At 34.1% G+C, this 21,711-nt stretch carries 23 protein-coding genes, 2 tRNA genes and 1 pseudogene; 9 read left to right on the forward strand and 17 right to left on the reverse strand.

Annotated elements, in window-relative coordinates; translation table 11 throughout:
- Nucleotides 1-387: 387 nt before the first annotated feature.
- Nucleotides 388-1,950, forward strand: a complete 1,563-nt coding sequence (gene pruA / locus IPK14_28145) for an L-glutamate gamma-semialdehyde dehydrogenase (GenBank protein MBK7997104.1) — start codon at nucleotides 388-390, stop codon at nucleotides 1,948-1,950.
- 69 nt (nucleotides 1,951-2,019) lie between these two features.
- Nucleotides 2,020-3,747 (forward strand): glutamate--tRNA ligase, encoded by a 1,728-nt coding sequence (locus IPK14_28150; protein MBK7997105.1) that lies wholly within the window; start codon nucleotides 2,020-2,022, stop codon nucleotides 3,745-3,747.
- Between the two features lie 62 nt (nucleotides 3,748-3,809).
- Here IPK14_28150 and IPK14_28155 read toward each other — a convergent pair.
- Nucleotides 3,810-3,899, reverse strand: a tRNA-Ser gene (locus tag IPK14_28155).
- 231 nt (nucleotides 3,900-4,130) lie between these two features.
- Here IPK14_28155 and IPK14_28160 point away from each other — a divergent pair.
- Genes IPK14_28160 through IPK14_28175 form a run of 4 tightly spaced genes read left to right on the forward strand, consistent with a single transcriptional unit; the run spans nucleotide 4,131 to nucleotide 6,609 of the window.
- Nucleotides 4,131-4,553 carry a protein kinase gene (locus IPK14_28160; GenBank protein MBK7997106.1) on the forward strand — a complete coding sequence of 141 codons (423 nt, stop codon included), beginning with the start codon at nucleotides 4,131-4,133 and terminating at the stop codon, nucleotides 4,551-4,553.
- An 18-nt stretch (nucleotides 4,554-4,571) separates the two neighbouring features.
- Nucleotides 4,572-6,068: a serine/threonine protein kinase gene (locus tag IPK14_28165; GenBank protein MBK7997107.1), complete on the forward strand. Its 1,497-nt coding sequence runs from the start codon at nucleotides 4,572-4,574 to the stop codon at nucleotides 6,066-6,068.
- Between the two features lie 54 nt (nucleotides 6,069-6,122).
- Nucleotides 6,123-6,293 carry a hypothetical protein gene (locus tag IPK14_28170; GenBank protein ID MBK7997108.1) on the forward strand — a complete coding sequence of 57 codons (171 nt, stop codon included), beginning with the start codon at nucleotides 6,123-6,125 and terminating at the stop codon, nucleotides 6,291-6,293.
- 37 nt (nucleotides 6,294-6,330) lie between these two features.
- Nucleotides 6,331-6,609: a hypothetical protein gene (locus IPK14_28175; GenBank protein ID MBK7997109.1), complete on the forward strand. Its 279-nt coding sequence runs from the start codon at nucleotides 6,331-6,333 to the stop codon at nucleotides 6,607-6,609.
- A gap of 12 nt (nucleotides 6,610-6,621) precedes the next feature.
- Here the strand turns inward: IPK14_28175 and IPK14_28180 are convergent, their stop codons facing one another.
- The 7 genes from IPK14_28180 to IPK14_28210 all read right to left on the reverse strand — a co-directional run bounded on the left by IPK14_28180 (nucleotide 6,622) and on the right by IPK14_28210 (nucleotide 13,834).
- Nucleotides 6,622-7,362, reverse strand: coding sequence for a response regulator transcription factor (locus IPK14_28180; protein MBK7997110.1), 741 nt, complete (start codon nucleotides 7,360-7,362; stop codon nucleotides 6,622-6,624).
- A gap of 3 nt (nucleotides 7,363-7,365) precedes the next feature.
- Complete coding sequence (locus tag IPK14_28185) at nucleotides 7,366-8,361, reverse strand: histidine kinase (protein MBK7997111.1); 996 nt, start codon at nucleotides 8,359-8,361, stop codon at nucleotides 7,366-7,368.
- Between the two features lie 161 nt (nucleotides 8,362-8,522).
- A complete protein-coding gene (locus IPK14_28190; GenBank protein MBK7997112.1) occupies nucleotides 8,523-9,701 on the reverse strand; it encodes an acyltransferase family protein in 1,179 nt (392 codons plus the stop codon).
- A 144-nt stretch (nucleotides 9,702-9,845) separates the two neighbouring features.
- Nucleotides 9,846-10,637 carry an HAD family hydrolase gene (locus IPK14_28195; protein MBK7997113.1) on the reverse strand — a complete coding sequence of 264 codons (792 nt, stop codon included), beginning with the start codon at nucleotides 10,635-10,637 and terminating at the stop codon, nucleotides 9,846-9,848.
- On the reverse strand, nucleotides 10,634-11,317 hold the full coding sequence (gene rpiA / locus IPK14_28200; GenBank protein MBK7997114.1) for a ribose-5-phosphate isomerase RpiA: 684 nt from the start codon (nucleotides 11,315-11,317) through the stop codon (nucleotides 10,634-10,636). Before rpiA ends, IPK14_28195 begins: the two co-directional genes overlap by 4 nt.
- Nucleotides 11,318-11,618: 301 nt before the next feature.
- A tRNA-Leu gene (locus IPK14_28205) sits at nucleotides 11,619-11,705 on the reverse strand.
- Between the two features lie 119 nt (nucleotides 11,706-11,824).
- Complete coding sequence (locus IPK14_28210; protein ID MBK7997115.1) at nucleotides 11,825-13,834, reverse strand: M48 family metalloprotease; 2,010 nt, start codon at nucleotides 13,832-13,834, stop codon at nucleotides 11,825-11,827.
- Between the two features lie 328 nt (nucleotides 13,835-14,162).
- Between IPK14_28210 and IPK14_28215 the strand changes: the two genes are divergently transcribed.
- Entirely contained in the window at nucleotides 14,163-16,298 is a 2,136-nt protein-coding gene (locus IPK14_28215; protein ID MBK7997116.1) for a S9 family peptidase, read from the forward strand.
- Nucleotides 16,299-16,363: 65 nt separating this feature from the next.
- Here IPK14_28215 and IPK14_28220 read toward each other — a convergent pair whose 3' ends face one another.
- The 3 genes from IPK14_28220 to IPK14_28230 form a co-directional block, all read right to left on the reverse strand.
- Complete coding sequence (locus IPK14_28220) at nucleotides 16,364-17,428, reverse strand: hypothetical protein (protein ID MBK7997117.1); 1,065 nt, start codon at nucleotides 17,426-17,428, stop codon at nucleotides 16,364-16,366.
- 177 nt (nucleotides 17,429-17,605) lie between these two features.
- A complete protein-coding gene (locus tag IPK14_28225) occupies nucleotides 17,606-18,706 on the reverse strand; it encodes an RtcB family protein (GenBank protein ID MBK7997118.1) in 1,101 nt (366 codons plus the stop codon).
- Complete coding sequence (locus IPK14_28230; GenBank protein ID MBK7997119.1) at nucleotides 18,675-18,929, reverse strand: RtcB family protein; 255 nt, start codon at nucleotides 18,927-18,929, stop codon at nucleotides 18,675-18,677. The genes IPK14_28225 and IPK14_28230 overlap by 32 nt, the downstream gene beginning before the upstream one ends.
- A 508-nt stretch (nucleotides 18,930-19,437) precedes the next feature.
- Here IPK14_28230 and IPK14_28235 point away from each other — a divergent pair.
- Complete coding sequence (locus IPK14_28235; GenBank protein ID MBK7997120.1) at nucleotides 19,438-19,806, forward strand: hypothetical protein; 369 nt, start codon at nucleotides 19,438-19,440, stop codon at nucleotides 19,804-19,806.
- On the opposite strand, the gene IPK14_28240 is transcribed toward IPK14_28235, so the two are convergent.
- The 6 genes and pseudogenes from IPK14_28240 to IPK14_28265 form a co-directional block, all read right to left on the reverse strand.
- A complete protein-coding gene (locus IPK14_28240) occupies nucleotides 19,772-19,924 on the reverse strand; it encodes a hypothetical protein (GenBank protein ID MBK7997121.1) in 153 nt (50 codons plus the stop codon). The genes IPK14_28235 and IPK14_28240 overlap by 35 nt on opposite strands.
- The gene (locus IPK14_28245; protein MBK7997122.1) at nucleotides 19,902-20,069 is read right to left on the reverse strand and encodes a hypothetical protein; all 168 of its coding nucleotides are present in this window, start codon (nucleotides 20,067-20,069) and stop codon (nucleotides 19,902-19,904) included. The genes IPK14_28240 and IPK14_28245 overlap by 23 nt, the downstream gene beginning before the upstream one ends.
- A gap of 26 nt (nucleotides 20,070-20,095) precedes the next feature.
- Nucleotides 20,096-20,335 (reverse strand): hypothetical protein, encoded by a 240-nt coding sequence (locus tag IPK14_28250; GenBank protein MBK7997123.1) that lies wholly within the window; start codon nucleotides 20,333-20,335, stop codon nucleotides 20,096-20,098.
- A 237-nt stretch (nucleotides 20,336-20,572) separates the two neighbouring features.
- Entirely contained in the window at nucleotides 20,573-20,731 is a 159-nt protein-coding gene (locus IPK14_28255; protein ID MBK7997124.1) for a hypothetical protein, read from the reverse strand.
- A gap of 404 nt (nucleotides 20,732-21,135) precedes the next feature.
- Complete coding sequence (locus tag IPK14_28260; protein MBK7997125.1) at nucleotides 21,136-21,324, reverse strand: hypothetical protein; 189 nt, start codon at nucleotides 21,322-21,324, stop codon at nucleotides 21,136-21,138.
- A pseudogene (locus IPK14_28265) lies at nucleotides 21,299-21,487 on the reverse strand (ATP-binding protein). The gene IPK14_28260 and the pseudogene IPK14_28265 overlap by 26 nt, the downstream one beginning before the upstream one ends.
- On the opposite strand from IPK14_28265, the gene IPK14_28270 reads away from it, so the two are divergent.
- Nucleotides 21,478-21,648, forward strand: coding sequence for a hypothetical protein (locus tag IPK14_28270; GenBank protein MBK7997126.1), 171 nt, complete (start codon nucleotides 21,478-21,480; stop codon nucleotides 21,646-21,648). The pseudogene IPK14_28265 and the gene IPK14_28270 overlap by 10 nt on opposite strands.
- Nucleotides 21,649-21,711 lie beyond the last annotated feature (63 nt).

The following is a 21,711-nucleotide window of genomic DNA, read 5'->3' on the forward strand; positions in this document are numbered from 1 at the left end:
TTGGATAAAAGGCTAGCACTACTACTTTTTGCCTAGGTACTGCTCTAAGTTAATGTCTCCGCCAAGGTGAGAGGGGAGCTTAAAACCAGGAGCTTTTTGTCCAACAGCTTCTTCGCCTTGTAGAGAAGTAGCTTGTAAACAAATAGTATTACTCATCAAAAAACCGCATAGTGCTATTGCCAAGAATATTTTGGACAATAGTTTCTTCATATAAAATTAACCTCTTTGATTAATAAAATTGCAGTATAAGCTAACAGAAAGTTAGTTGCTTGAGAAGTGCTTTTCTACTGCTTTGGCAAGAACTATTGACGCGATTGGGTAAACTGCGATAAGACGTTACATTTACGGCCAATGGGCTATCCTAAGTTAATATGAGGGAATATTTATATGCAATTACCACCATTTGTTAATGAAACTTACTTAGATTTTACTGATGAACGTACTATAGAAAAATTTCAAAAAGCATTAGATTATGTAAAGTCAGAATTAGGAAAAACTTATCCTTGTGTAGTAGATGGAAAAAAAGTAGAAACAGGGGATCTTTTAACCTCTGTTAATCCTAGCGAGAAAATTGAGATTATTGGAAAAGTTCATAAAGCTGACCAAGCTTTAGCTAATCGTGCTATTGAAGCAGCTAATAAGGCTTTTGATAGCTGGAAACGTGTTCCAGCCGAAGACCGCGCCCGCTATGTGTTTAAGGCTGCGGCAGAAATGAGACGACGAAAAGATGAATTTTCTGCTTGGATGGTTTATGAAGTTGGCAAGTCTTGGGCTGAAGCCGATGCAGACACAGCCGAAGCTATTGATTTTATGGACTTTTATGCTCGTGAAGCTATTCGCTATTCTCAACCTCAGCAATTAACACCTTCTCCACTTCCTAGTGAATTTAACGAAATGTTTTACATTCCTTTAGGTGTTGGTGTAGTTATTCCACCTTGGAATTTTCCTTTAGCAATTATGGTTGGTATGACAATGGCTGCTGTAGTTGCAGGCAACACAGTAGTCTTAAAACCCTCTAGCGATACGCCAATCATTGGTGCAAAATTTATGGAATTATTAGAGTCTGTTTCCTTACCTGCTGGAGTCGTCAACTTTTTACCTGGCAGCGGTGGCAAAATCGGAGACTTGCTAGTTAGCCATCCAAAAACTCGCTTTATTTCTTTTACAGGTTCACGTGAAGTTGGCCTTCATATCAATGAACTAGCATCTAAAACCTCACCTGGACAAATTTGGATTAAGCGCGTTGTAGCGGAAATGGGCGGCAAAGACACAATAGTTGTAGATTCTTCAGCCGACCTTGAAGATGCTGCTAGCGGTATTGTTGCAGCAGCCTTTGGTTTTTCTGGTCAAAAATGTTCTGCTTGCTCACGCGCTGTAATAGTAGAAGATGTTTATGATCAAGTGTTGGAAAAAGTAGCAGCTAAGACTAAAGCCTTAAAAGTTGGGCCTACAGTAGATCTAAATAATTTTATGGGGCCTGTGGCTAGCCAATCTGCTTTTGATTCAATTATGGAATATATCGAAATTGGCAAAACCGAAGGAACCGTTGTTGCAGGTGGCGAAGCAATGCCAGAAGCAGGAGATGGTTATTTTATTAAACCAACTGTTATTGCTGGAGTTGACCCTCAAGCACGTATTTCACAAGAAGAAATCTTTGGCCCTGTTCTAGCTTTAATGAAAGCTGATAATTTTGACCATGCTTTAGATATTGCAAATAATACTGAATATGGGCTTACAGGTGCAGTTTATTCAAGCAATCGACAACATCTTGAACGCGCTCGACGAGATTTTCATGTTGGTAATTTATATATTAACCGTAAATGTACAGGTGCTTTAGTAGATGTTCATCCATTTGGCGGATTTAATATGTCTGGAACAGATTCTAAAGCAGGTGGACGCGATTACTTAATGCTATTTTTGCAAGCTAAAACTGTTGCAGAAAAATTCTAATATTTTTTGTGGGACTGACTTGTTTAGCTTGTCAGTTCCACAAATGTAAATCCTAAAAATCAGAAAAATATGTCTAACACTCACGAAAATTTATCAAACATGCAAGAAACACAATTTACACAAGAACAACTTCACAAATTAGCAGAAATGATTTTTCCTCATCATCAAGAATTACCATCATTGCAAGAATTAGATGAAAAATACCCTCCAAGAAATTTACCTGAAGGTGCAATAGTTAATCGTGTAGGCCCTAGTCCTACAGGAATGATGCACATTGGCGGACTTTATGTAGCACTAGTCAACCAACGGTTAGCTAAACAAACTAATGGGATATTTTTCTTACGTATAGAAGATACTGACACCAAAAGAAGTATTAAAGAAGCTTACCCAACAATTATAAATTCATTAATGGATTATGGAGTAACTCCCGATGAAGGCCCGGTAAGGGCTGATGATGGCAGTTATATAGAGCGTGGTGGCTACGGCCCTTATGTTCAAACAGCCAGAAAAGCTATTTATCATGCCTGTGCTTTTGACATGCTATGTCGTGGTGTAATGTATCCTTGTTTTATGTCAGAAACGGACTTAGAACAAATTAGAGAAGAACAGAAAGCGGCAGACATTCGCACAGGAATTTATGGCGAGTGGGCAAAAAGTCGCCAACTTTCTTTTGATGAGATAGAGGAAAAATTAAAATCAAACACACCCTATGTTTTACGCCTACGCGCTCCTAAAATGGATACAGAAACCATCAGTTGGGAAGATAAAATTAGAGGTATTTTAAGCCTACCACATAATATTATTGATACAGTGCTTATTAAGTCAGATGGGATTCCTACATATCATTTTGCACATTTAGTTGACGATCATTTTATGCGTACAACTCATATTATTCGTGCAGATGAATGGATTTCCTCCGTCCCACTACATTTACAACTGTTTTCATTAATGAATTGGCCGCCCCCACAATATACGCATGTTTCTGCAATTCAAAAACTTAGTGAAACAGGAGGAAAAAGAAAACTTTCTAAGCGTCATGACCCTGAAGCTGATGTGCAATATTACTGGGAAAGGGGTTTTCCTCGACAAGCTGTAATAGAATATTTACTTAATTTAGCAAATTCTGATTTTGAAGATTGGCGTAGAGCTAATCCTACAGCAGATTATAAAGAATTTACTGTAGCATTAGAAAAAATGGGACAAGCCGGAGCCTTAGCCGACTTAGTAAAACTAGAAAGTATTAGCCGAGAGATTTTAGCTAAAATGGATGTTAATGAGCTTTATAAACTAGCTTTTTATTGGGCAAGTGCTTATGACGCAGAGCTAGCAGAAGAAATGGCTAAAGATCCAGAATATACTTGTTTAGCATTAAATGTTGAACGAGGTGGAGAAAAAGGAGCTAATCGCTTAGCTACTTTCCTAGACCTACGCGCCCAACTTGCACCATTTTATGATCGATTTTTACCAGAAGTTAGCCAACTTCCATTTGCTACAAATGTTTCTTTAGAAGATCGTAAACAAATTTTAAGTTTAATTAAGGAAACTTACAAAATTGATTTTTCTTCTGAACAATCTTTTGAGAATATTAAGAAAATTGCTACTGATTTAGGCTTTGCAGCAGCAGTAAAAGACTATAAGAAAAATCCTACTGCTTATAAAGGTCATGTTGGTGATGTTGCAGGAGTTATTAGAGTAGCAATGTTTGGGAGTAGTCGTTCACCGGAATTAGGTTGGTTAATGAGAGTTTTGGGTAAAGAAACGCTAGCGGCTCGTTGTGATCGTGTTATTAATAGTTAGAAAATTTTTTAGCAATAAGCAAAAAAGCAAGCCCAAAAAGGCTTGCTTTTTTATTTATAAAACGGAGGAGGAGGGATTCGAACCCTCGGTACAGGTTTACCCCGTACAACGGTTTAGCAAACCGTCGCCTTAAGCCGCTCGGCCACCCCTCCGAAAGCTATTTAGATTGTTTTTCTGCAAAGCAAAAGTATGCTTCAAAGCCAACTAATGTGTCAAGGCGTTTATTACAAAAATCTAGCTAAGTTTTTGCTGAATTTTTTATAATCTTGAAAAAATATAAGTCTATTACCTAAAATTTATTTCAACTTTACCTAGAGATACTTTATAGATATAATTCGGTAACTCACAAGCAAAAATAATTTGACCCCAGAAAGGTTTCTTTCATGAAGAAGTGTTCAAAGTGTCCCGAGGTTTATTCCGACATGATGCACTTCTGCCCAAATGATGGAAATCCTTTAACTCCTATAGCTTCACAAGACCCTTTTATTAATAGTGTTTTAGATGGGAAATACCTAATAGAAGAATCTATTGGTAAAGGTGGAATGGGACTAGTTTACCGAGCTAAACACGTCAATTTTAATCGTCTATTTGCTATTAAAATACTTAAAAATGAGCTTGTATCTGATCCGCAAGCAATAAAACGCTTTCGTAATGAAGCTAATGCTGCTGGTATGATTCGACATCCTAATGCTATTACTATTTCAGATTTTAATATTACTAATGATGGTACAGCTTATTTAGTAATGGATTATGTCGAAGGAAAATCACTTAGAGATATTCTTAAAAAAGAAGGAAGACAATCTTAGCGACGAACTGTCAATTTAATTGCACAAGTAGCTGATGCAGCAGCAGCAGCACATCGTAAAGGTATCATTCACCGAGACTTAAAACCAGATAATATAATGGTAGAAGATTTAGAAGACCAAAGCGAAATGGTAAGAGTTCTAGATTTTGGGATTGCTAAACTTAGTCAAAATCCTGCTTATAGTGAAAATATTACTGTTGGAGGTGCCATTTTAGGTTCTCCTTATTATATGTCTCCAGAACAATGCGATGGACGACATTTAGATAATCGGTCAGATATTTATTCTATAGGAATAATTCTTTATGAATTGCTAGTTGGTAAAGTGCCTTTTCGCGCTCAGACACCTTGGGGGCTTGTTAAAATGCACTGTTCAACGCCTCCAACACCAATACGCAATCATAGAGCAGATATTCCTCCAGCTTTAGAAGCCGCAATATTAAAAGCTTTAGCTAAAGATCCAAAAGATCGTCAACAATCAGCTTTGGAGTTAAAAAAGGAGCTAGAAGCAGCTTTAAATGCCACAATGGTAAACACTCCTAATGTTCAACCTGTAATGGCAAGTCCTGTGATGGCAAAGCCTGTAAACAATACTGGTCAAAACCAACAATCTATGGAAGTAGATCCTTTAGGAACTAAACCCTTAAATAACTTAGCTAACATTGCACAACAAGAACCATCCAATGTTTTAGAGCAGCAAAAGCTAGAAGCTCTAGCCAAAGAATTAGAGGCAGAAATTAGCCAAATTCGGGCTAGAAAAGATAGTTCAGGAGGGCTTAAAAGTGCGCCATTAAGAGATACATCTAAAAGTATTCTTAATGATATAGCTTCGGAATTAGCCGAGGATTTAAGCACATATGATCCTAAAAAAGCAGCTTTGGCTAATCAATATAATGCTAGCAAGTCACCTAATGCTATATCACCTAATCCAGCTATTAAGCCTTCATTAATAAGCTCTTATACTACCAATCCTCATAGTAAAATTGAACCGTATTCAGTTCCTACAACAACGCCACATTCAGCCATTAGTGCTACTTTAGTGGAAAAATCGCCTTCTCCATCACAAATGTTAGCAACTACTTCTGAACCGCTTGATATTGCAGAAGAGTTTTCTTTAGCCTTACCAGAAATGGTAGAAGATGTTTTAATGAGTGTTTCAGAAACTATATTGACAAAAACAGAGGTTTTATCTCAACGTGTAGCACAAGAAGCCGCTATTGCTGCACAAACATTAATGGCAGAAGCTAAAATGAGAATGCAAAATCCTGTTGATCCAGCTAACTTAGCTACTAACCCAGCCTATCAAAATTCTAATATAAATAGCTCATCTCCTAGAAATTTAAGTAATAATTCAAATCTTAACCCATCAGATCGAACTGTAAGTAGACCTATACCAGGACTTGTAGAAAAAGAAGTTAAAAGTGATAGTGAGTTTAAGAAACAACTAATGTATATAGCTGGAGGGACTTTATTACTTATCACTGTTATTTGGTTAATTAGTAGTTTTTTTAGAGACTAGCATTTTTAGAACCTTTCCTTATTTTAAGTAACATAAATTAATTTTGGAGAAGCTATGTTTACGATTGAAGCAACAATAGAGAAAACCTATCACCTATCAGCAGAGAAACAAAAGGTATTTGAATTTTTTTCTGAGCCAACCAATTTTGCTACCTATATGCCAGAAATTATTCATTCTGTAGCGGTAAAAAATAACGACCATTCTCTTTGGACAATAAAAAGTTGAGCTTACATCTTCTTCATCAATAACAGTTAAATTAGACATGGTTAAAAAGATTGTAGGGACAGGTTTAGTTAAATATACTCCAGCCAAAGAAACACAAGATTATTTGGGGATTAATGTAAAACTAACTGAAAAGCAAAACACTACAGACGTTGACTTTAGCTTAGATATTAAGCTAGAACGAAGTAGCGGTTTTGAAATACACTCTTTAGCACCTTTTTTAGGCGAAAGAGCTATCAATAAGTTAGTTGTAAGCCAAGGTCAAGACCATGTTGACGGCTTTATTAAAAAGGCAGAAAAGCAAACACATAAGAAATAATTTATTTTTAATTTAATTTTTATAATTATTAAGAAATTTATCGCGGTAATTTCTACCTAAGCTTAACTCAGTTTTATCTTGCAAAATTAATAGATAATCCCCATGTGACCAAGGGACTAGCTCTTTAATAAAGTCTATTCTAACGATGTAAGATCTATGGATACGAGCAAAGATCTCTGAGTTAAGTTGTTGTTCTAGTGCGTTCATTGTTTCACGGTAGAGATATTTATCTTTACCAACATGAATTTGTACATATTTTTCTTCTGCTTCTATCCAATTTATTTCATCAGTTTTAATAAAAACAATTTTACCAGCAGTTTTTATTAGTAGTCTTTGTAAGTAATTAGGCTGTTTTTTTAGTTGTAATAAAAGATTTGTTAGCTGTTGGTATTGATTATTTTGGCTATTTTGTTTATTTACACGCTCAAGTGCTTTTTGAAAACGCTCTTCGTCAAATGGTTTTAGCAAGTAATCTAGCGCATTTACTTCAAAAGCCTTTACAGCATATTCATCATAAGCTGTTGTAAAAATAACTGCTGGCATAATGGTTTTGTCTAAAGCTTGTAAAACTTCAAAACCTGTTAGCCCAGGCATTTGAATATCAAGAAAAATTAAATCAGGTTGAAGCTGTTCAATAAGATTTACCGCTTCTAGCCCATTGCTAGCTTCACCAATAATTTCTACCTCGTCAGCTAGAAAAGTACGGATCTTTTTTCTAGCTGGTAGTTCATCATCTATAATTATTACTCTCATAAATTATTTAACTATACTTAATTCTTTGACTGTTTCTTTAATATTTTCTAGTGGCAATTCAATTAAAACTTCTAGCCCAATATTAGCTTTATTTTCTATATTTAATTTATGTTGATTTCCATAAAGCTGTTTTAGCCTAGTTTGTATATTAGATAAGCCAACGCCTTGTTGAAAAATATCTTTTTCTCTATCCTTAATTCCTACACCATTATCTAAAACAGATAGAATTAGTTTTTCTTGTTCTCTATGAGCTTTAATAGTTATTTTATATTTATCTTTATCAGATAAGTCATTATGTTTGATAGAATTTTCTACTAATGGTTGTAGTAGCATACTTGGAACAAGTGCAGTTTGAAGATTAGCTGCAATATCAACCACTATATCTAGTTTATCAGGAAACCTAGCTTTCATAATGTCTAAATAACTGGTTACAAACTCTAATTCCTGGTGTAACGATATTTTTTGACTATTTCCTTTTTCTAGCGTCATACGCAGAAAATTACTTAATTTTACTAGCATTTTATCTGCTGCCCTAACATCTTCATACATCAAAGATGAAATCATATTTAGAGTATTAAATAAAAAATGTGGGTTGATTTGCGCTTTTAAGGCTTGTAGTTGAACTTGTGTTAACTGATTATCAAGTTGCGAGGCTTTTAACTCTAGTTCTGCTGTTTTTAGTTCTCGCTCTTTATTAGTTTGATAATAAACAATTGAATGATATGTAACTAAAACTAAAGTATACCAAATAAATTGTTTATGATATTCCATCAAAAATCTATAACGCATATCTCCATAATCATAAAATCCTAGACTAAATAAACTATAAATAAATATTCTGGAAAACTTCATTAGAATAGTATGAAAAAATCCATAAACTATTGAGCCTGCTAAGTGAATAAATAAATGTTTAGCTAGGTTTTGTTGGCAAATAGGAAAACGGTTTATTAGCCATAAAATGCCCGGTAGCAATAAAAAGCCTGAGTAAGCCCCTGTCATTTCCCAGATAAGCGGATAATAAAAGGGGTTTTCGTCGCCAGAAGCTAAGTTTTCCGTATTAACTATACTAAAGTTAAGTAGTCCAATAATAGTAGCAAAAATAAAAATTAATGCCCATTGTTTAATACTTATTGGCCTATTAGCATGTATAAAATTCTTACTTAAACGCTATTTTTTGATAGCTGATATTGATTTGTTTCTTGAGTTTTTGTTAAGTTTTTTAAGCCAAAAACTAATCTTAAAAAGCCAATTCGTTTAATTAAAACTTCATAAGCTATAAAACAAGCTAAGAAAGTTAATAAAAGCACAACACTATATTTTACAAGTATATGCGCTTGCCATTGAATAACATAGTAGCCAATAGCAATAATTATTGTTTGGTGCAATATATAAAAGGGATAAGCCACTTCATTAGCATATTTTAGCCATTTACTATTAAAATTTAAGTACATTTGCCCGTAGCCAATAAAAGTAACTACCCAAAACCAGGCTACAATAACTTTAATAACTTCCCAAGGTAAATCAAAATTAATTGGTAATTTGTAAGGAATAAAATAGATTAAATAAAATATTACTAAAGTCACAAGAGATATCGCTAGATTTAACTTTCTTTGTGTCTTAAAAAGTTCCCAAAGGCTTGTATAAGAGAAAGAAATATAACCAAATAGGAAGAATAAAAAATAAAAAGTGAAATATGCCCAATCATTTATTAAATCATGTGTTTCACGTGGAAAGAAAGGTCTAAGCAAAAATTGAGTAAGAATTATTGGTATAACCCAAAGTAATAAGCCACCATTTCTATTAGATAACTTAAAACATAATTCTAAAAATTTAGTGGAAGAAGGTTTTCTTAACCATAAAAAAATAGGTAATGCTATTAAAGAATAAACAAATAAATAAAGGATAAACCAAAGATGATGCCAGCTAAAACTACCTTTAGGATAAGGCATAAATTGAAAAACAGTAGAATAAAAATCTAAATAAGATGAGTATAGAGCGATTTTTTCATAATAAATCTGTGGTGGAACTATGATAAACATCCCAAAAATTAGTGGAATTAATAAACGGTTACTTCGTTCTTTAGCGTAACTTGAAGCACTTCTACGGCCAAGTGCAAGATGTGTCCCTACTCCAGAAATAAATAATAGTAGCGGCATTCTCCATTGATGTAGCCAAACCATAATGGTTTCAAGGGTTTTAGAAGTTTCTTTGTTGGAAATATGCCAATCCCAACTAACAAACATCATTCCTGTGTGATAGAAAAACAAAATAACAATAGCTATTACTCTAAGCCAATCTAGTTCATAGCGTCGATCTAAATTATTTTTAGCCTCTAACATAGCAACTCCTAAAGCATAATTTTCTTAGGCTAAAGATAAATTGCTAAATGAAAAGAGGCTATTTTTTTGTCATAAACTGCTAACATGTCGTCATCAACCGCTAAATTTTTGCCTTAAAAAGTCTAGACACAGTTTTAGTGATTACTAATTTTGCAAAGCTAAAATTAATTCTGGAAGCCCTGCAAAAATCCATTCTGGGCGATAATCAACCAAATCTAGGTCAGATTCTTTGCTAATTCCTGTTAGCACCATAATGCTTGAAATACCTGCGCGTTTTGCTCCTAAAATATCGGTTTCTAAGCGATCTCCTAACGCGATAGTATTTTCTTTATTTGTTCCTAAACGAAGCATTGCTTGTTGGTACATTATTGGCTCAGGTTTACCAATAATTATTGGTTCAACTTCGCTAGCGGTTTTTAATGCTGCTAAAACTGCTCCATTGCCATGTACAACACCTCTTTCAGTTGGAAAAGTTGTATCAGGATTTGTCCCAATAAACTTGGCTCCAGCACGAATATTAAGCGTTGCTTGGGCAAGTTTTTCCCAACTCAGTCCCCGATCCATACCACAAACAACATAGTCTGCTTGTCCCGTAGAAATTTCAAAACCTGCTTCCTTTAAAGGTTGTTTTAAGCCTTCTTCGCCAATTACAAAAACTTTTGAGCCTTCTGGAGCAAGTTCTTTTAAGTAAAGTGCTGTAGCTTGAGAAGAAGTTAAAACCTCTTCTTTACGCACACTAACACCCATTGAGGCAAGTTTTTCCTGAAATTGCTCAGCCGTTTTACTAGCATTATTTGTTGCTAAAACAAAAAGAATATTGCGTTTGCGTAACAAGTCAAAAAACTCTATTAGTCCTGGTAATGGCTCAGTATCGTGCCAAAGCACACCATCCATATCAATAATTAATGCGGCTAAATCATTTAATTTACTGGTCATTGTCGCTCCCGAACCGTGCATTCACCATTTGAATGACCCATAATTAAAGTATGAGCTAAGTTGATAAATAGACCGACTTCTACAACACCAGGTATCATTTTAAGAGTTTTTTCTAGTTCAGGTGCATTTTCAATTGGGTAAAAATCGCAGTCTAAAATATAGTTTCCATTATCGGTTACATAATTTTGACCATCGCGTTGACGAACCGTATATTTACCACCCATTGAAGTAACTCGATTTGCTACAACTTCCCAACCAAATTTTACTACCTCAACAGGTAGTGGAAATTTACCTAATTTTTCTACTACTTTATTAGGGTCAACAATACAAATTTGACGCTTGGTAATTGATGCAACTACTTTTTCTCGTAAAAGTGCGCCGCCGCCACCTTTTAACATATTAAAATCAGCATCAATTTCATCTGCTCCATCAATTGTAATATCTAGTTGATTTACTTCATTAAAGCCAACCAACTTGATTCCTAACTCTTTAGCTAATGTTGCAGATGCTTCAGATGTCGGGATTGCAACAATGTTTAAGCCTTCTTTAACACGTTCTCCTAGACGTAAAATAGCAAACCTAGCTGTAGAACCTGTGCCTAAGCCTACAGCCATTCCATCAGCCACTAAATTAGCAGCATAAGTTCCTGATACCGCTTTAGGATCTTGTTCAGTTGACATAAATTTCCACTCCTTAAAATTTTTATTTTTAGTGTAAATATATAGAAGGAAGTTATTTAGATTGCCCTAAATTGCCTAAAAAGTTGTGCAAGTATAGAGCAAAATGCTTATTATCTCTAGTTGCGCTTGCTAGGGTGCAATAATAAATAAAAGGAAATTAATATGATAAAAATTAAAGTTGTAGAGTGTAAGAACAGATAAAGAAATGATTTAGAAAGAGAGTATAATTTTAGTATTTAAAACTAAAAAAGCTACCTTTTGTAAGTAGCTAGTAGCTCAATCAAGCATTAATTTTAAGAGGTGGCTCGGGCCGGACTCGAACCGGCACGCCAGTCACCCAGCAGCGGATTTTAAGTCCGCTATGTCTGCCAAATTCCATCACCGAGCCATTACTTGTTGATTGAAGGCGACATTGTACATGCATATATCGCGCTTGGCTAGTCTTTTTAGCAGATTTTTTGCAAAATCCCGCTTTAACCTTATTTGCAAAATCAATTTTTAAGAAAATTATTTCTCAACTTCTTTTAATTCAGTTAAATAAGTTGTTCCTACTGTGTTTAATTCTACTAGAGTAGACATTTCTTTAGTGATAGCTTCACGATCAGCAAAAAGTTCCCAAACTGTAGTATTGCTTGGTTCAACTATTTTGCTATTTATACGGCTAATATATCTAAACCTATCTATTGGGCTAGGATGGGTATCATCTTCTGAAGTTTTTTCAGCTATTATTTTATTAACTTGTTCGTTTAAGTCTTGCTCTGAGTCTAATGTAGCTTTTAAGTCATAAAGATTAGATAAACTTCTTTTAGTTGCTAAAGCATTATCAATTTCTTGGTTTGCTAAATGAGAAAATTCCACTTCACAACGAATTACATGACGAAGCCCTGTTTCAAAGGCTTGAGGGCTATAATTAAGTGCTGCAATACGGTCAGCTAAAACTTCTTGCAATCTAGTTGCTCCAAAACTAATACGACGGAAGATAAAATCATAGACTTGTAAAAATAGGTAAGCAATATTCCACCAAACTGCTTGACCATTTAGCGCGATGGCTACAACAAATTTAGTCATATCTTGCCTAACTCTTAACGCAATATCTCCGCCAGCCGTATCTCGATTAGAAAAATGTCCATATTCATGAGCTAGCACAGCACGAAAAGCATTTAAGTCAAAACCGTTTAATATACCTATTCCTAAAATTAGAACTCTTTTAGCTTTATCCTGTGATTTTTCTCTAAAGCTTCCTTTTTCATAAACAGCTATGTCAGTTCCTGGAGTAACACGAATTTCATCAATAGGTCTAGTCCCAAGCGTTTTAGCTACTTCGCGGGTAAGTTCCCAAAGTTTAGGGGCTTCGTCTTGCTTAAGTTCTCTACCTGGATCATTAGAATCTATTTTTATAAAAAAAGAACGTACCATAGCAATAACTGTCATTAACCCAGCTAATGCAATAAATAAAAATAATTTAATTGGAATAGTTCCAATCCATAAGAAGAAATATAAAATTGAACCAACAATTGTTATTACCAAAAACATTACTACAGGCATAGAAAGATAATAATAAATACTGCTAATATTTATTAGCATTCGGTAATATTTTCTTAAGGAAAGTTCTTTTGGGCTAGCTGCAAGATTTGGGTCGGCTGTTTCAATAAATTGTAAGTTTAATCTAGAAAATACTTTACCTAATATAAACAGCAAAACTAGTCCTGCTATCCAGGCTATCACTAAATAAATTGCATAATAAAAATAAGAAGAAAATCCAAGGTTATTTGTATTACCAACAGATACGCTAGTGGCTTCATTAATTAGAGCTAATATTCTTTCTACTTCTTTTGCTTCTAAACCTAGCTCCTGAGCCTTTCTTATCTCTTTTTTTGCATTTACCCAATCAGCTTTTGTGAAAGAACAAATAGCCATAAAGTAATGGCTAGGCATTAAATCAGAATGTTTATCAATTAATTTGCGGCTTGACTCGCATAAAAAATAATTATTTTCTAAATTAAATGCTAGTTGTGCGACTAATAAAGTGTAACTTGGATCATTACCAGTGTATTTTCTTTCTGCTTGCTGAGCTAAAGAAAAGGCACGTGATAAATCCTTATTTGGAGTTTGTTGGTTTTCGCCAGAAAAAGCTAGTGCTTGAGCTAGGGAAATAAGATTTTCAGGAGAAGATTTTTCCTTTACAGCTTGTTCTAGCAGTTCTAAAGCCTCTTTACGCTTCCCTAAACTTAAATAACTTGAACCTAACCGCCTCATTGCAGCATCAAATTTAGGAGATTTAACTAAAACTTTTTCATATAACTGTGCAGCCGTCTGATAATCATCTTTATCTAGTGCTTCTGTTGCTTTTTTCCAAATATTGATTAGGTCAGGAGTTTTTAATTCTTGCCAAATAATTTCTTCTTTAGCCATATCACGCGAAGGTTTATCTAATTTTTCAGTATTTTCATTTGTTTGTGAATAGATAATAAAGGGGAAAACCAAGAAAATTATTATTAAGAAAAACCGTTTTTTCATGCCTATTCTCCTAAGTAATTTAAGTAGTTAAGGATTTTTCTAATTAGGAATAAACAGCTTAGGGCAAACGCTAGTTATAGTAATAAAGTATTGGGATAAAAGCTATAGATTTTATATAAATTATTTTTTAATTAGTAAATTATAGTTAATTCATTAAATAAGGTAGAAATAAAATAAAAAAAAATTTTTTATTATCCAGCAATCTTTCTAAAATCTCTTTAAGTGCCTTGGCAGCCTTGAAATAACATGTCATCATCTATTGATAAATAAAAAATAAAGTCGCTCCGCTTTAGTAAAAAATTTTTTATATTTTGGAGATATTAAAGGCATGAGAAAAATTTTACTTTCAGCTTTTAGCCTAATATTAGTTTTGGCTATATTTTTTCAATCTTTTGCACAGGGGATAAAGTTGCAATATCCAAAAACTGCTAAAATTGATCATACAGACACTTACTTTGGAAATGCTGTAAAAGATCCTTATAGGTGGTTGGAAGATGATAATTCACCAGAAACTGCTAAATGGGTGACAGAACAAAATAAAGTAACTTTTGATTATTTAGAAAAAATTCCTTATCGACAAAAAGTTAAGGAAAGATTAGAAAAAGTTTTTAATTATCCTAAATACTCTTCACCCTTTCGCAGAGGGGATAATTACTTTTTCTTTAAGAATGATGGGTTGCAAAATCAAAGTGTAGCCTATATACAAAAAGGTTTAGATGGTAAGGCAGAAATGTTACTTGACCCTAATACTTTTTCTTCTGATGGCACTTCTCGCTTGGGTGCTTTTGGTGTCTCTAAAGATGGTAAATATTTAGCTTATGGTATTTCTGAAGGTGGCTCAGATTGGCAAACCTATTATGTAATGGATGTTGCTACTAAGAAATTGCTTGTAGATAAAATTGAGTGGGTGAAAGTGTCAGGACTTTCTTGGCAAGGTCATGGATTTTATTATAGTCGTTATGACGCGCCGCCAGATGGTAAAAAACTATCTTCCAAGAATGAATATCATAAAGTTTATTATCATAAAGTTGGAACACCTCAATCAGAAGATGAACTAATTTATTCTGATAAAGATAATCCTCAAAGATTTCATTTTGCTGGAACTACAGAAGATGAGAATTTTTTAGTTTTAAGTATTAGTGATCGTGGAAAAGGTAAAAGAGGAGATGCTCTGTTTTTCCGTGATGTAACCAAAGGTGAGAAAAACTTTACTCCAATAATTGGAGAAGTTGGAGATGATTCTTTTGATTTTATTGATAATGTTGGAGATAAGTTTTTAATTCTTACAAATAAGAATGCTCCTAATAATCGACTAATTCTTTTTGATCCAAAAAATCCTGATGAAAAAAATTGGAAAGACATTTTACCTAATCGAGAAGAACCTTTAAGTTCTGTTACAACATCGGGTGGAAAAATCTTTGCTACTTACCTTAAAGATGTCACCTCTAGGGTTTATGTTTATGACTTAAATGGGAAACTAGAAAATGAAGTAGAACTTCCTGCGCTTGGTACAGTTGGCGGTTTTGGTGGTGAGCGAGAAGATAAATTTGTATTTTATACTTTTACTTCTTTTACTTTTGCTCCAACTATTTACCGCTATGACATAGAAAGCAAAAAATCTACACTTTTCCGCGCACCAGAAATTGACTTTAAGGCTACAGATTATGAAACTAAGCAAGTTTTTTATCCTAGCAAAGATGGTACAAAAGTACCTATGTTTATTATTCATAAAAAAGGGTTAAAATTTGATGGTAGTAACCAAGTGCTTTTATATGGATATGGTGGATTTAGCGTAAATTTATTGCCAAGCTTTAACCCGCTTCTAATACCTATTTTTGAACAAGGTGGAGTTTATGCAATAGCTAATCTACGTGGCGGAAATGAATATGGGGAAAAATGGCATGAAGCAGGGCGCAAGCTAAATAAGCAAAACGTTTTTGATGATTTTATTTCTGCTGGTGAGTATTTAATTAAAGAAAAATATACTTCGCCAGAAAAATTAGCTATCCAAGGTGGTTCAAATGGCGGGTTACTTGTTGGTGCTGTGATTAATCAAAGACCAGAATTATTTAAGGTTGCTATTCCTCAAGTTGGTGTGATGGATATGCTACGTTTTCAAAAATTTACTATTGGCTGGAATTGGATTCCTGAATATGGATCTAGCGAACAAGATGAAGCAAACTTTAAAAATCTCTATCGCTATTCTCCACTTCATAACATTAAAGAAACTAAATATCCTGCAACGCTTGTAACTACAGCAGATCATGATGATCGGGTTGTTCCAGCACACTCATTTAAGTATGCTGCAACTTTACAAGAAAAACATCGTGGTGATAATCCTGTTTTAATTCGTATTAATGTTAATTCTGGACACGGTGCAAGTAGCACTTCTAAACGTATTGAAGAAACAGCCGACATCTATTCTTTTATCTTCTATAATTTAGGCGTAACACCTAATTACTAAACTAATTGCCAAATATTTTGGGAGGAGCAAATTTGCTTCTCTCAAAATTTCCTTAAAATAAGCTCTCAAAATAAACTATCTAATCTCATAAAAGCATCATTATTTAAAGCTTTATAATAATTTGGTACTGTATAACCAAATGGGCCAAAGATTATTTGACCTATAGAAAAAATATCCAGTAAAAAACAACCTAACCATAAACTATTGCGAAGTTTTAAGTTATCAAGAGTTAATAGAAAGGGATATAAAGTTATTAAATACCAAGGTTGTGCTTGGGATACGGTTTTTAGAAAAACTAAAAAAATAAGAGGTGTAATAATTTCTACTAATCTTTCTGGTTTTGGAAATCTATATGCAATAAGTATAGCTAGCAAGCTATAAGTAGTTATTTGATTTGAAAATATCATCCAATTAGGTAGCCATAAAGACATATCCTTGTCAAAAAAATTAAAGAAATATGGATTAAAGCGCAGTGCAAGAGATTGGAGTATTAATTGAAAAGGATTAGTAATAAAAAATAAAGAAAGAGTGGGAATAAAAGCTAGTAAGAAAAAAAGGCCACGTTTTATTAAAGTTTTTATTTCTTTTTCTTCTTTAAGTAAGAAATAAGGAAGTAGAAACATAGCAGTTAATTTTACTTGAATACCTAAACCTAGAATCAAATATGCTAAATTTTTCCTTGAGTTATTAGCAAAAAAAAGTAATGCTAAAAATATAAATATATTTTGTAGAGGCTCAAATTGACCTTCATGAGAAACCCACCAAATAGATATAGGTGATGCCCAATAAGCAAAAGATAACAACCAATTATTAGTTAATTTTTTAACTAATAAAGTATTAAAAAACTCAATAATTGTTAGTGCAAATTTTATACAAAAAAGACTTGGATAAATATAAGTTACTATTTGATCAAAAACTAATGCCAAAATAGGGTAGTTAAAGGGCAAATGGTTCCAAGCAACAAACTTTAATTGTGGATAAAAAGCAATTAGGTTTTGATTAATAGCTGAATAACCATGCTTATTTATAACTAATCCCCAACTAATATGGCGAAGCGTATCACCTGTGTTTATAGTTGTTTGACAACAATAATAAAAACGTAATATTGCAACTACAATACACCCTAACACAATTACATATTTATTACTAAAAAAAGAGGTTAGAGATTTTGTTTTTAAAGTAGAAGAGTTTTTTTCCATGGATTTAATTATTGGTTTTTAATGTAGGAAATTCTTTGCATTTTACAGGTTATAATTAAATCTGAAAACTTAAAAATTTCCTACATTGTTCTTAGAAAAAGTGAAAACCTAGCCTTTAATAGTCATTAAAGGGCTAAGACGAGCAACACGCCGAGCAATGCTAGCTTGCTCAACCGTGTTTACTACAGGAGTTATTGCTTTATAAGCAGTCGGGGACTCTTCCTTAAGTCTATCTTGGTATTTTGCCATTATATCTTGTCGTAGTTTTACTTCTATATCATTAGGATCAATAGGCGTTACAACTTTAAGAGGTGCTACAACACTTTTGTAAGTTTCTTGATCCATATTTCGTGCTTGACCCCTTGCCACTACACGACCAGCACCATAACAAGCACTTGATAAAGCTGTTATGTTTCCCTGACCAGCCATTAAATAGCTTGAATCACCCATAGAGCCAGGAATTATTACTGGATGACCTGTATAACAAAATGGGCTATTTATCGATGGTTCAACACCTAAAGCCGGACAAGCACCTTTGCGATGTAAATAATTTCCTTTTGAAGGTTCATCTTCCCAAATCAAATTATGAGGTGCATCATAAATTAATTTAGCTGAAACCTTGCGACCCAGTATTTGAGAAAAGGCAGCAATTACCATTAAGCCTAAAAAAAGACGATTAGCAAAAGCAAAATTAGCAGCATTTTTCATTGCATCCAGATAATTTATAGCTATATTTTTATGTCGCCCTTCGATTGGCAAAGGATAAAATCCATGTTCAGGATGAGCCATTGATTTTGGAAAAATTTCTTTAGCGCGATCTCGAAAATGTCCCCCTACTAAATGACCCAAACCTACAGAACCTGAATGCACCATAATAGTAATTTGACTAGGTTTTACTCCCCAAATATGAGCCGTAGCACCATCAAAAACTTCTGCTATAGATTGAATTTCTACAAAATGATTTCCACCACCAATTGAGCCTATTTGACTATCATAACCAGCCGTCGCATTTGCTGACTGAATAAAATCATCAAAAGCAAAAGTATTTTTTGCTTCTAAGACTCCTTGGAAATGGACAAAGTTAAGATCCTGCATCTGTTGTTGTGCGTCATAATAATTCCATAAACCAACATTAGCATTATCTTTAGAGGTTTCTTGTAGTCCCCACAAGCCTTCTTTAAGCAATGCTTGGCGTTGACGAGATGACAAGGTAGTTGACGCTTGCCTTGAAAGAAAATTGCTCGAAGTTGTTTTTCAACCTGTTTTCATTAGCTAATAACTCATCTTGTGTTAAATCAGTTACTGAAAGACGCATTCCACAACAAATGTCATTTCCAATAGCTTGAGGAATAACAAAACCTTGGGCATCAACTACCGTTCCAACAGGTATTCCAGACCCTTTATGAAAATCTGGAGTTAGAATAAAAGACAATAAGATTAGGTGTGATTTTTTAATCACCTTAATCAAGGGTTTTAAGTGGTTATTAGCAGCCGACCAAAAAAGGATAGTTTATTTATTTGACATTGGCAAGAAATTTGATAGCTTTTACCAAAAAATTTTTATTAAGGTGTTTATGGCAAAAATAGGAACATATAAATGGGCAAAAGAAACTAAAGGTAAGCTGAGTTTTTAAAAAACTTGGACTAACTGCTAAAGATATAAAAAAGCTTGACTTAAAAGATATTGAAGTTTCACAAACAGACGTTGTTAAAGCATCAGAAGAATTTTGTCGCTCAGTTTCATCTGTTATGCTAGTTAATCATTGTTTGCGAACTTATACTTGGGGAGCATTGCTAGCTTTAAGAGATGGCATAAATTACAACAGAGAAGTTTTTATATAGCTGCCTTTGCTTCATGACATAGCTTAACGGAAAATATTGGCAAAAGACCCACTAACAGAGTGTTTTGCTGTAGAAGGTTCAAAAATTGCTGAAGATTTTTGGCTAAACAAGCCTTGTCGGACAATTTACGCCACAAAGTTACAGAAGCCATTAGCCTTCATCTAAACATTACTGTGGGGCTAGAATTTGGTGCAGAAGCTCATCTTTTGCACGAAGGCGCGGCCTTTGATGTTATTGGTAATAGATTTGACGAGCTAGACAAAGAAACTATTGAAAAGTTGTGTTGCTTTATCCTCGTCCTAATTTTAAGTCTGAAATTGCAGCTTTACTTAGTCGTCAAGCGGAAATTAGACCAAAAATCACGCACAGGATTTTTTGTTAAATATCTGCAATTTAATCAACGAGTTAAACAAGCACCTTTTTCAAGAATAGTTAAAAACTATCTTCAGTTAATTTTTGAGGCTTAGTTTTAGCTCTAAGTGTATTTATTTGTTCTAAAATAATGTTATGGCGAGATTTATTTCCTGTTTGCTGATAAAGCATTAAGGCTCGCTCAAAGTAATTAAGTGCTCGCAATGTAATCATTGCGGCTTTGTTGAAAATGTCCAGCAGCAACCAACACACGAGCAAGTAAAATTGCTTCCCCAAGTTTTTGTGCAAGCCTAACAGCAAGTTCCATCGATTCTTCAGCCTGTGCAACTGTGTCATATATTTTTAAATCAACAAACAAAATTAAATAATCACAATAATTAGAAGCTAATATTTATTGTCTTCTGTTAAGTTTGTAGCTGAATCTAACAGATTTTCAATTGAGGAAGCTTTTCTGTTAACTCTTGAGCTTTTAAGTTGCTGTTTAGCTAAATTTACTTCACCTGCACGCCGGGCGCGGTTAGCTGCAATGCTGCGATGACAAAAGGCTTGTTCTATATCTTTGGCTAACTCAAATTGTCTAGCTGCAAAAGCATTTAAGCTTTGTTCCTGCGAGGATTCAGACAAAATTTCTGCTGCAATTTTTATGTTGGTTTTTACGCTCTATATCAGACCATTTTTCATAAAGCACTTGATAAAAGTACATATTGAGTAAAACTGTAATAGTCGTCTTCTGTTGAACCCCCTTCAGGGATACGAGCCTCTTTTATTAGCCCATAACGCAAACAATCATCCAGGATTTTTAAGAGCGTGTCTTCATCTAGTCAACAAATTTTCTTAAAACTTCAAACCCAAAAGTTTCTCCTAAATACTAGCTTTTTCCAGAACTTGACGCTTTTCTACAGGCAAAAAGCTTAAGCGTGCTTCAATCAATCGTGCTACGGTTTCAGGTACTTTAATAGTCATCAAGCTATTTGTAATCCATTGTTGACCATCCCAGCTAATTTGGCTTTCTGAGAGCATTAAACGTAGCAAATTTGTTAAATAAAATGGGTTTCCTTCAGTTGCTGTTACTAGTTTAGTTATAGCTTCGTCTGAAATAACAATGGGTGAAAAAATCTTTTCTATTAGTTGTCGAACATCGCTAGCGGCTAGCGGCCTATTAGGGCTAATCTTTGTAATTGACGCTGATTTGACATTCTATCTAACCAATTAGCTACCATATTTTCTGGACGTGCTAGCTCTTGGCTGAGCAGTGAAAAGAAAAAGTATTTGCTTATAGGTTGCTATACTTGTTAAATATATTAAAAATTAAGGTTAGCTTCGTCAGCTAAATGCAGGTCGTCCAAAGCAATTACTATTGGCTGTTTTGTGATAGCTGCAAAAAAACTTGTGCTAGCAGTTCAGAAGATTTTCTGAGCGATTTTCTACTTTAGGCTGAAATAGCGCGGCTGTTGGCATTTAGACGAAATCTCTAAAATTTCTTCTTGCACATTTGCTGCAATTGAACCAAAAATTTCTTGGAATTTACTTATATCTGATAATAGTTCTTGTAAATAAGGTTTTATATTTAGAAGTGACCAAGAGGCGTTACATTGTTGGTAAATTGACCACAAAAGCAAAGAGTTCCTGTTTCTTGAAACTCTTTATAAGTTGACTTAAAAGTTGTGATTTACCAATTCCTGCATCACCGGCAATTAAGAGTGCAATAGCTTTTCCTTCGCTTGCTTGTTCATAAGCTTGACGTAGTTTAGCACGTTCTCTTTTACGTGCTACAAAATGCTCAAAAAGATAGGGCTTGTTGTGTAGCTTGTTGGAGTTCTGTTTCTGGTGTAGGGCTACTTTTTTATCTAGTGGTAGGAAATAAACATTCCTACTGTGCGGCGCAAGTTACGTTTGGAGCTTGTTTTAGTGCAGCAGCAAACTCGGTAATTGATTGAAAACGCGCTTGGGATCTTTTTCCAACGCTTTCATTACAGCCGCTTCTATAAGTGGAGAAATAT

Source organism: Blastocatellia bacterium (genome assembly GCA_016713405.1).
Taxonomy (GTDB): Bacteria; Acidobacteriota; Blastocatellia; order Chloracidobacteriales; family JADJPF01; genus JADJPF01.

Excerpts from the sequence above, each read along its gene's own strand:
- IPK14_28215 (MBK7997116.1), top strand. The coding sequence starts at position 14,163 with ATGAGAAAAATTTTACTTTCAGCTTTTAGCCTAATATTAGTTTTGGCT.
- IPK14_28170 (MBK7997108.1), top strand. The coding sequence starts at position 6,123 with ATGTTTACGATTGAAGCAACAATAGAGAAAACCTATCACCTATCAGCA.
- IPK14_28160 (MBK7997106.1), top strand. The coding sequence starts at position 4,131 with ATGAAGAAGTGTTCAAAGTGTCCCGAGGTTTATTCCGACATGATGCAC.
- IPK14_28240 (MBK7997121.1), bottom strand. The coding sequence starts at position 19,924 with ATGATTACATTGCGAGCACTTAATTACTTTGAGCGAGCCTTAATGCTT.
- IPK14_28190 (MBK7997112.1), bottom strand. The coding sequence starts at position 9,701 with ATGTTAGAGGCTAAAAATAATTTAGATCGACGCTATGAACTAGATTGG.
- rpiA (MBK7997114.1), bottom strand. The coding sequence starts at position 11,317 with ATGTCAACTGAACAAGATCCTAAAGCGGTATCAGGAACTTATGCTGCT.
- IPK14_28185 (MBK7997111.1), bottom strand. The coding sequence starts at position 8,361 with ATGACAGGGGCTTACTCAGGCTTTTTATTGCTACCGGGCATTTTATGG.
- IPK14_28175 (MBK7997109.1), top strand. The coding sequence starts at position 6,331 with ATGGTTAAAAAGATTGTAGGGACAGGTTTAGTTAAATATACTCCAGCC.
- IPK14_28255 (MBK7997124.1), bottom strand. The coding sequence starts at position 20,731 with ATGCTCTCAGAAAGCCAAATTAGCTGGGATGGTCAACAATGGATTACA.
- pruA (MBK7997104.1), top strand. The coding sequence starts at position 388 with ATGCAATTACCACCATTTGTTAATGAAACTTACTTAGATTTTACTGAT.
- IPK14_28210 (MBK7997115.1), bottom strand. The coding sequence starts at position 13,834 with ATGAAAAAACGGTTTTTCTTAATAATAATTTTCTTGGTTTTCCCCTTT.
- IPK14_28195 (MBK7997113.1), bottom strand. The coding sequence starts at position 10,637 with ATGACCAGTAAATTAAATGATTTAGCCGCATTAATTATTGATATGGAT.
- IPK14_28150 (MBK7997105.1), top strand. The coding sequence starts at position 2,020 with ATGTCTAACACTCACGAAAATTTATCAAACATGCAAGAAACACAATTT.
- IPK14_28180 (MBK7997110.1), bottom strand. The coding sequence starts at position 7,362 with ATGAGAGTAATAATTATAGATGATGAACTACCAGCTAGAAAAAAGATC.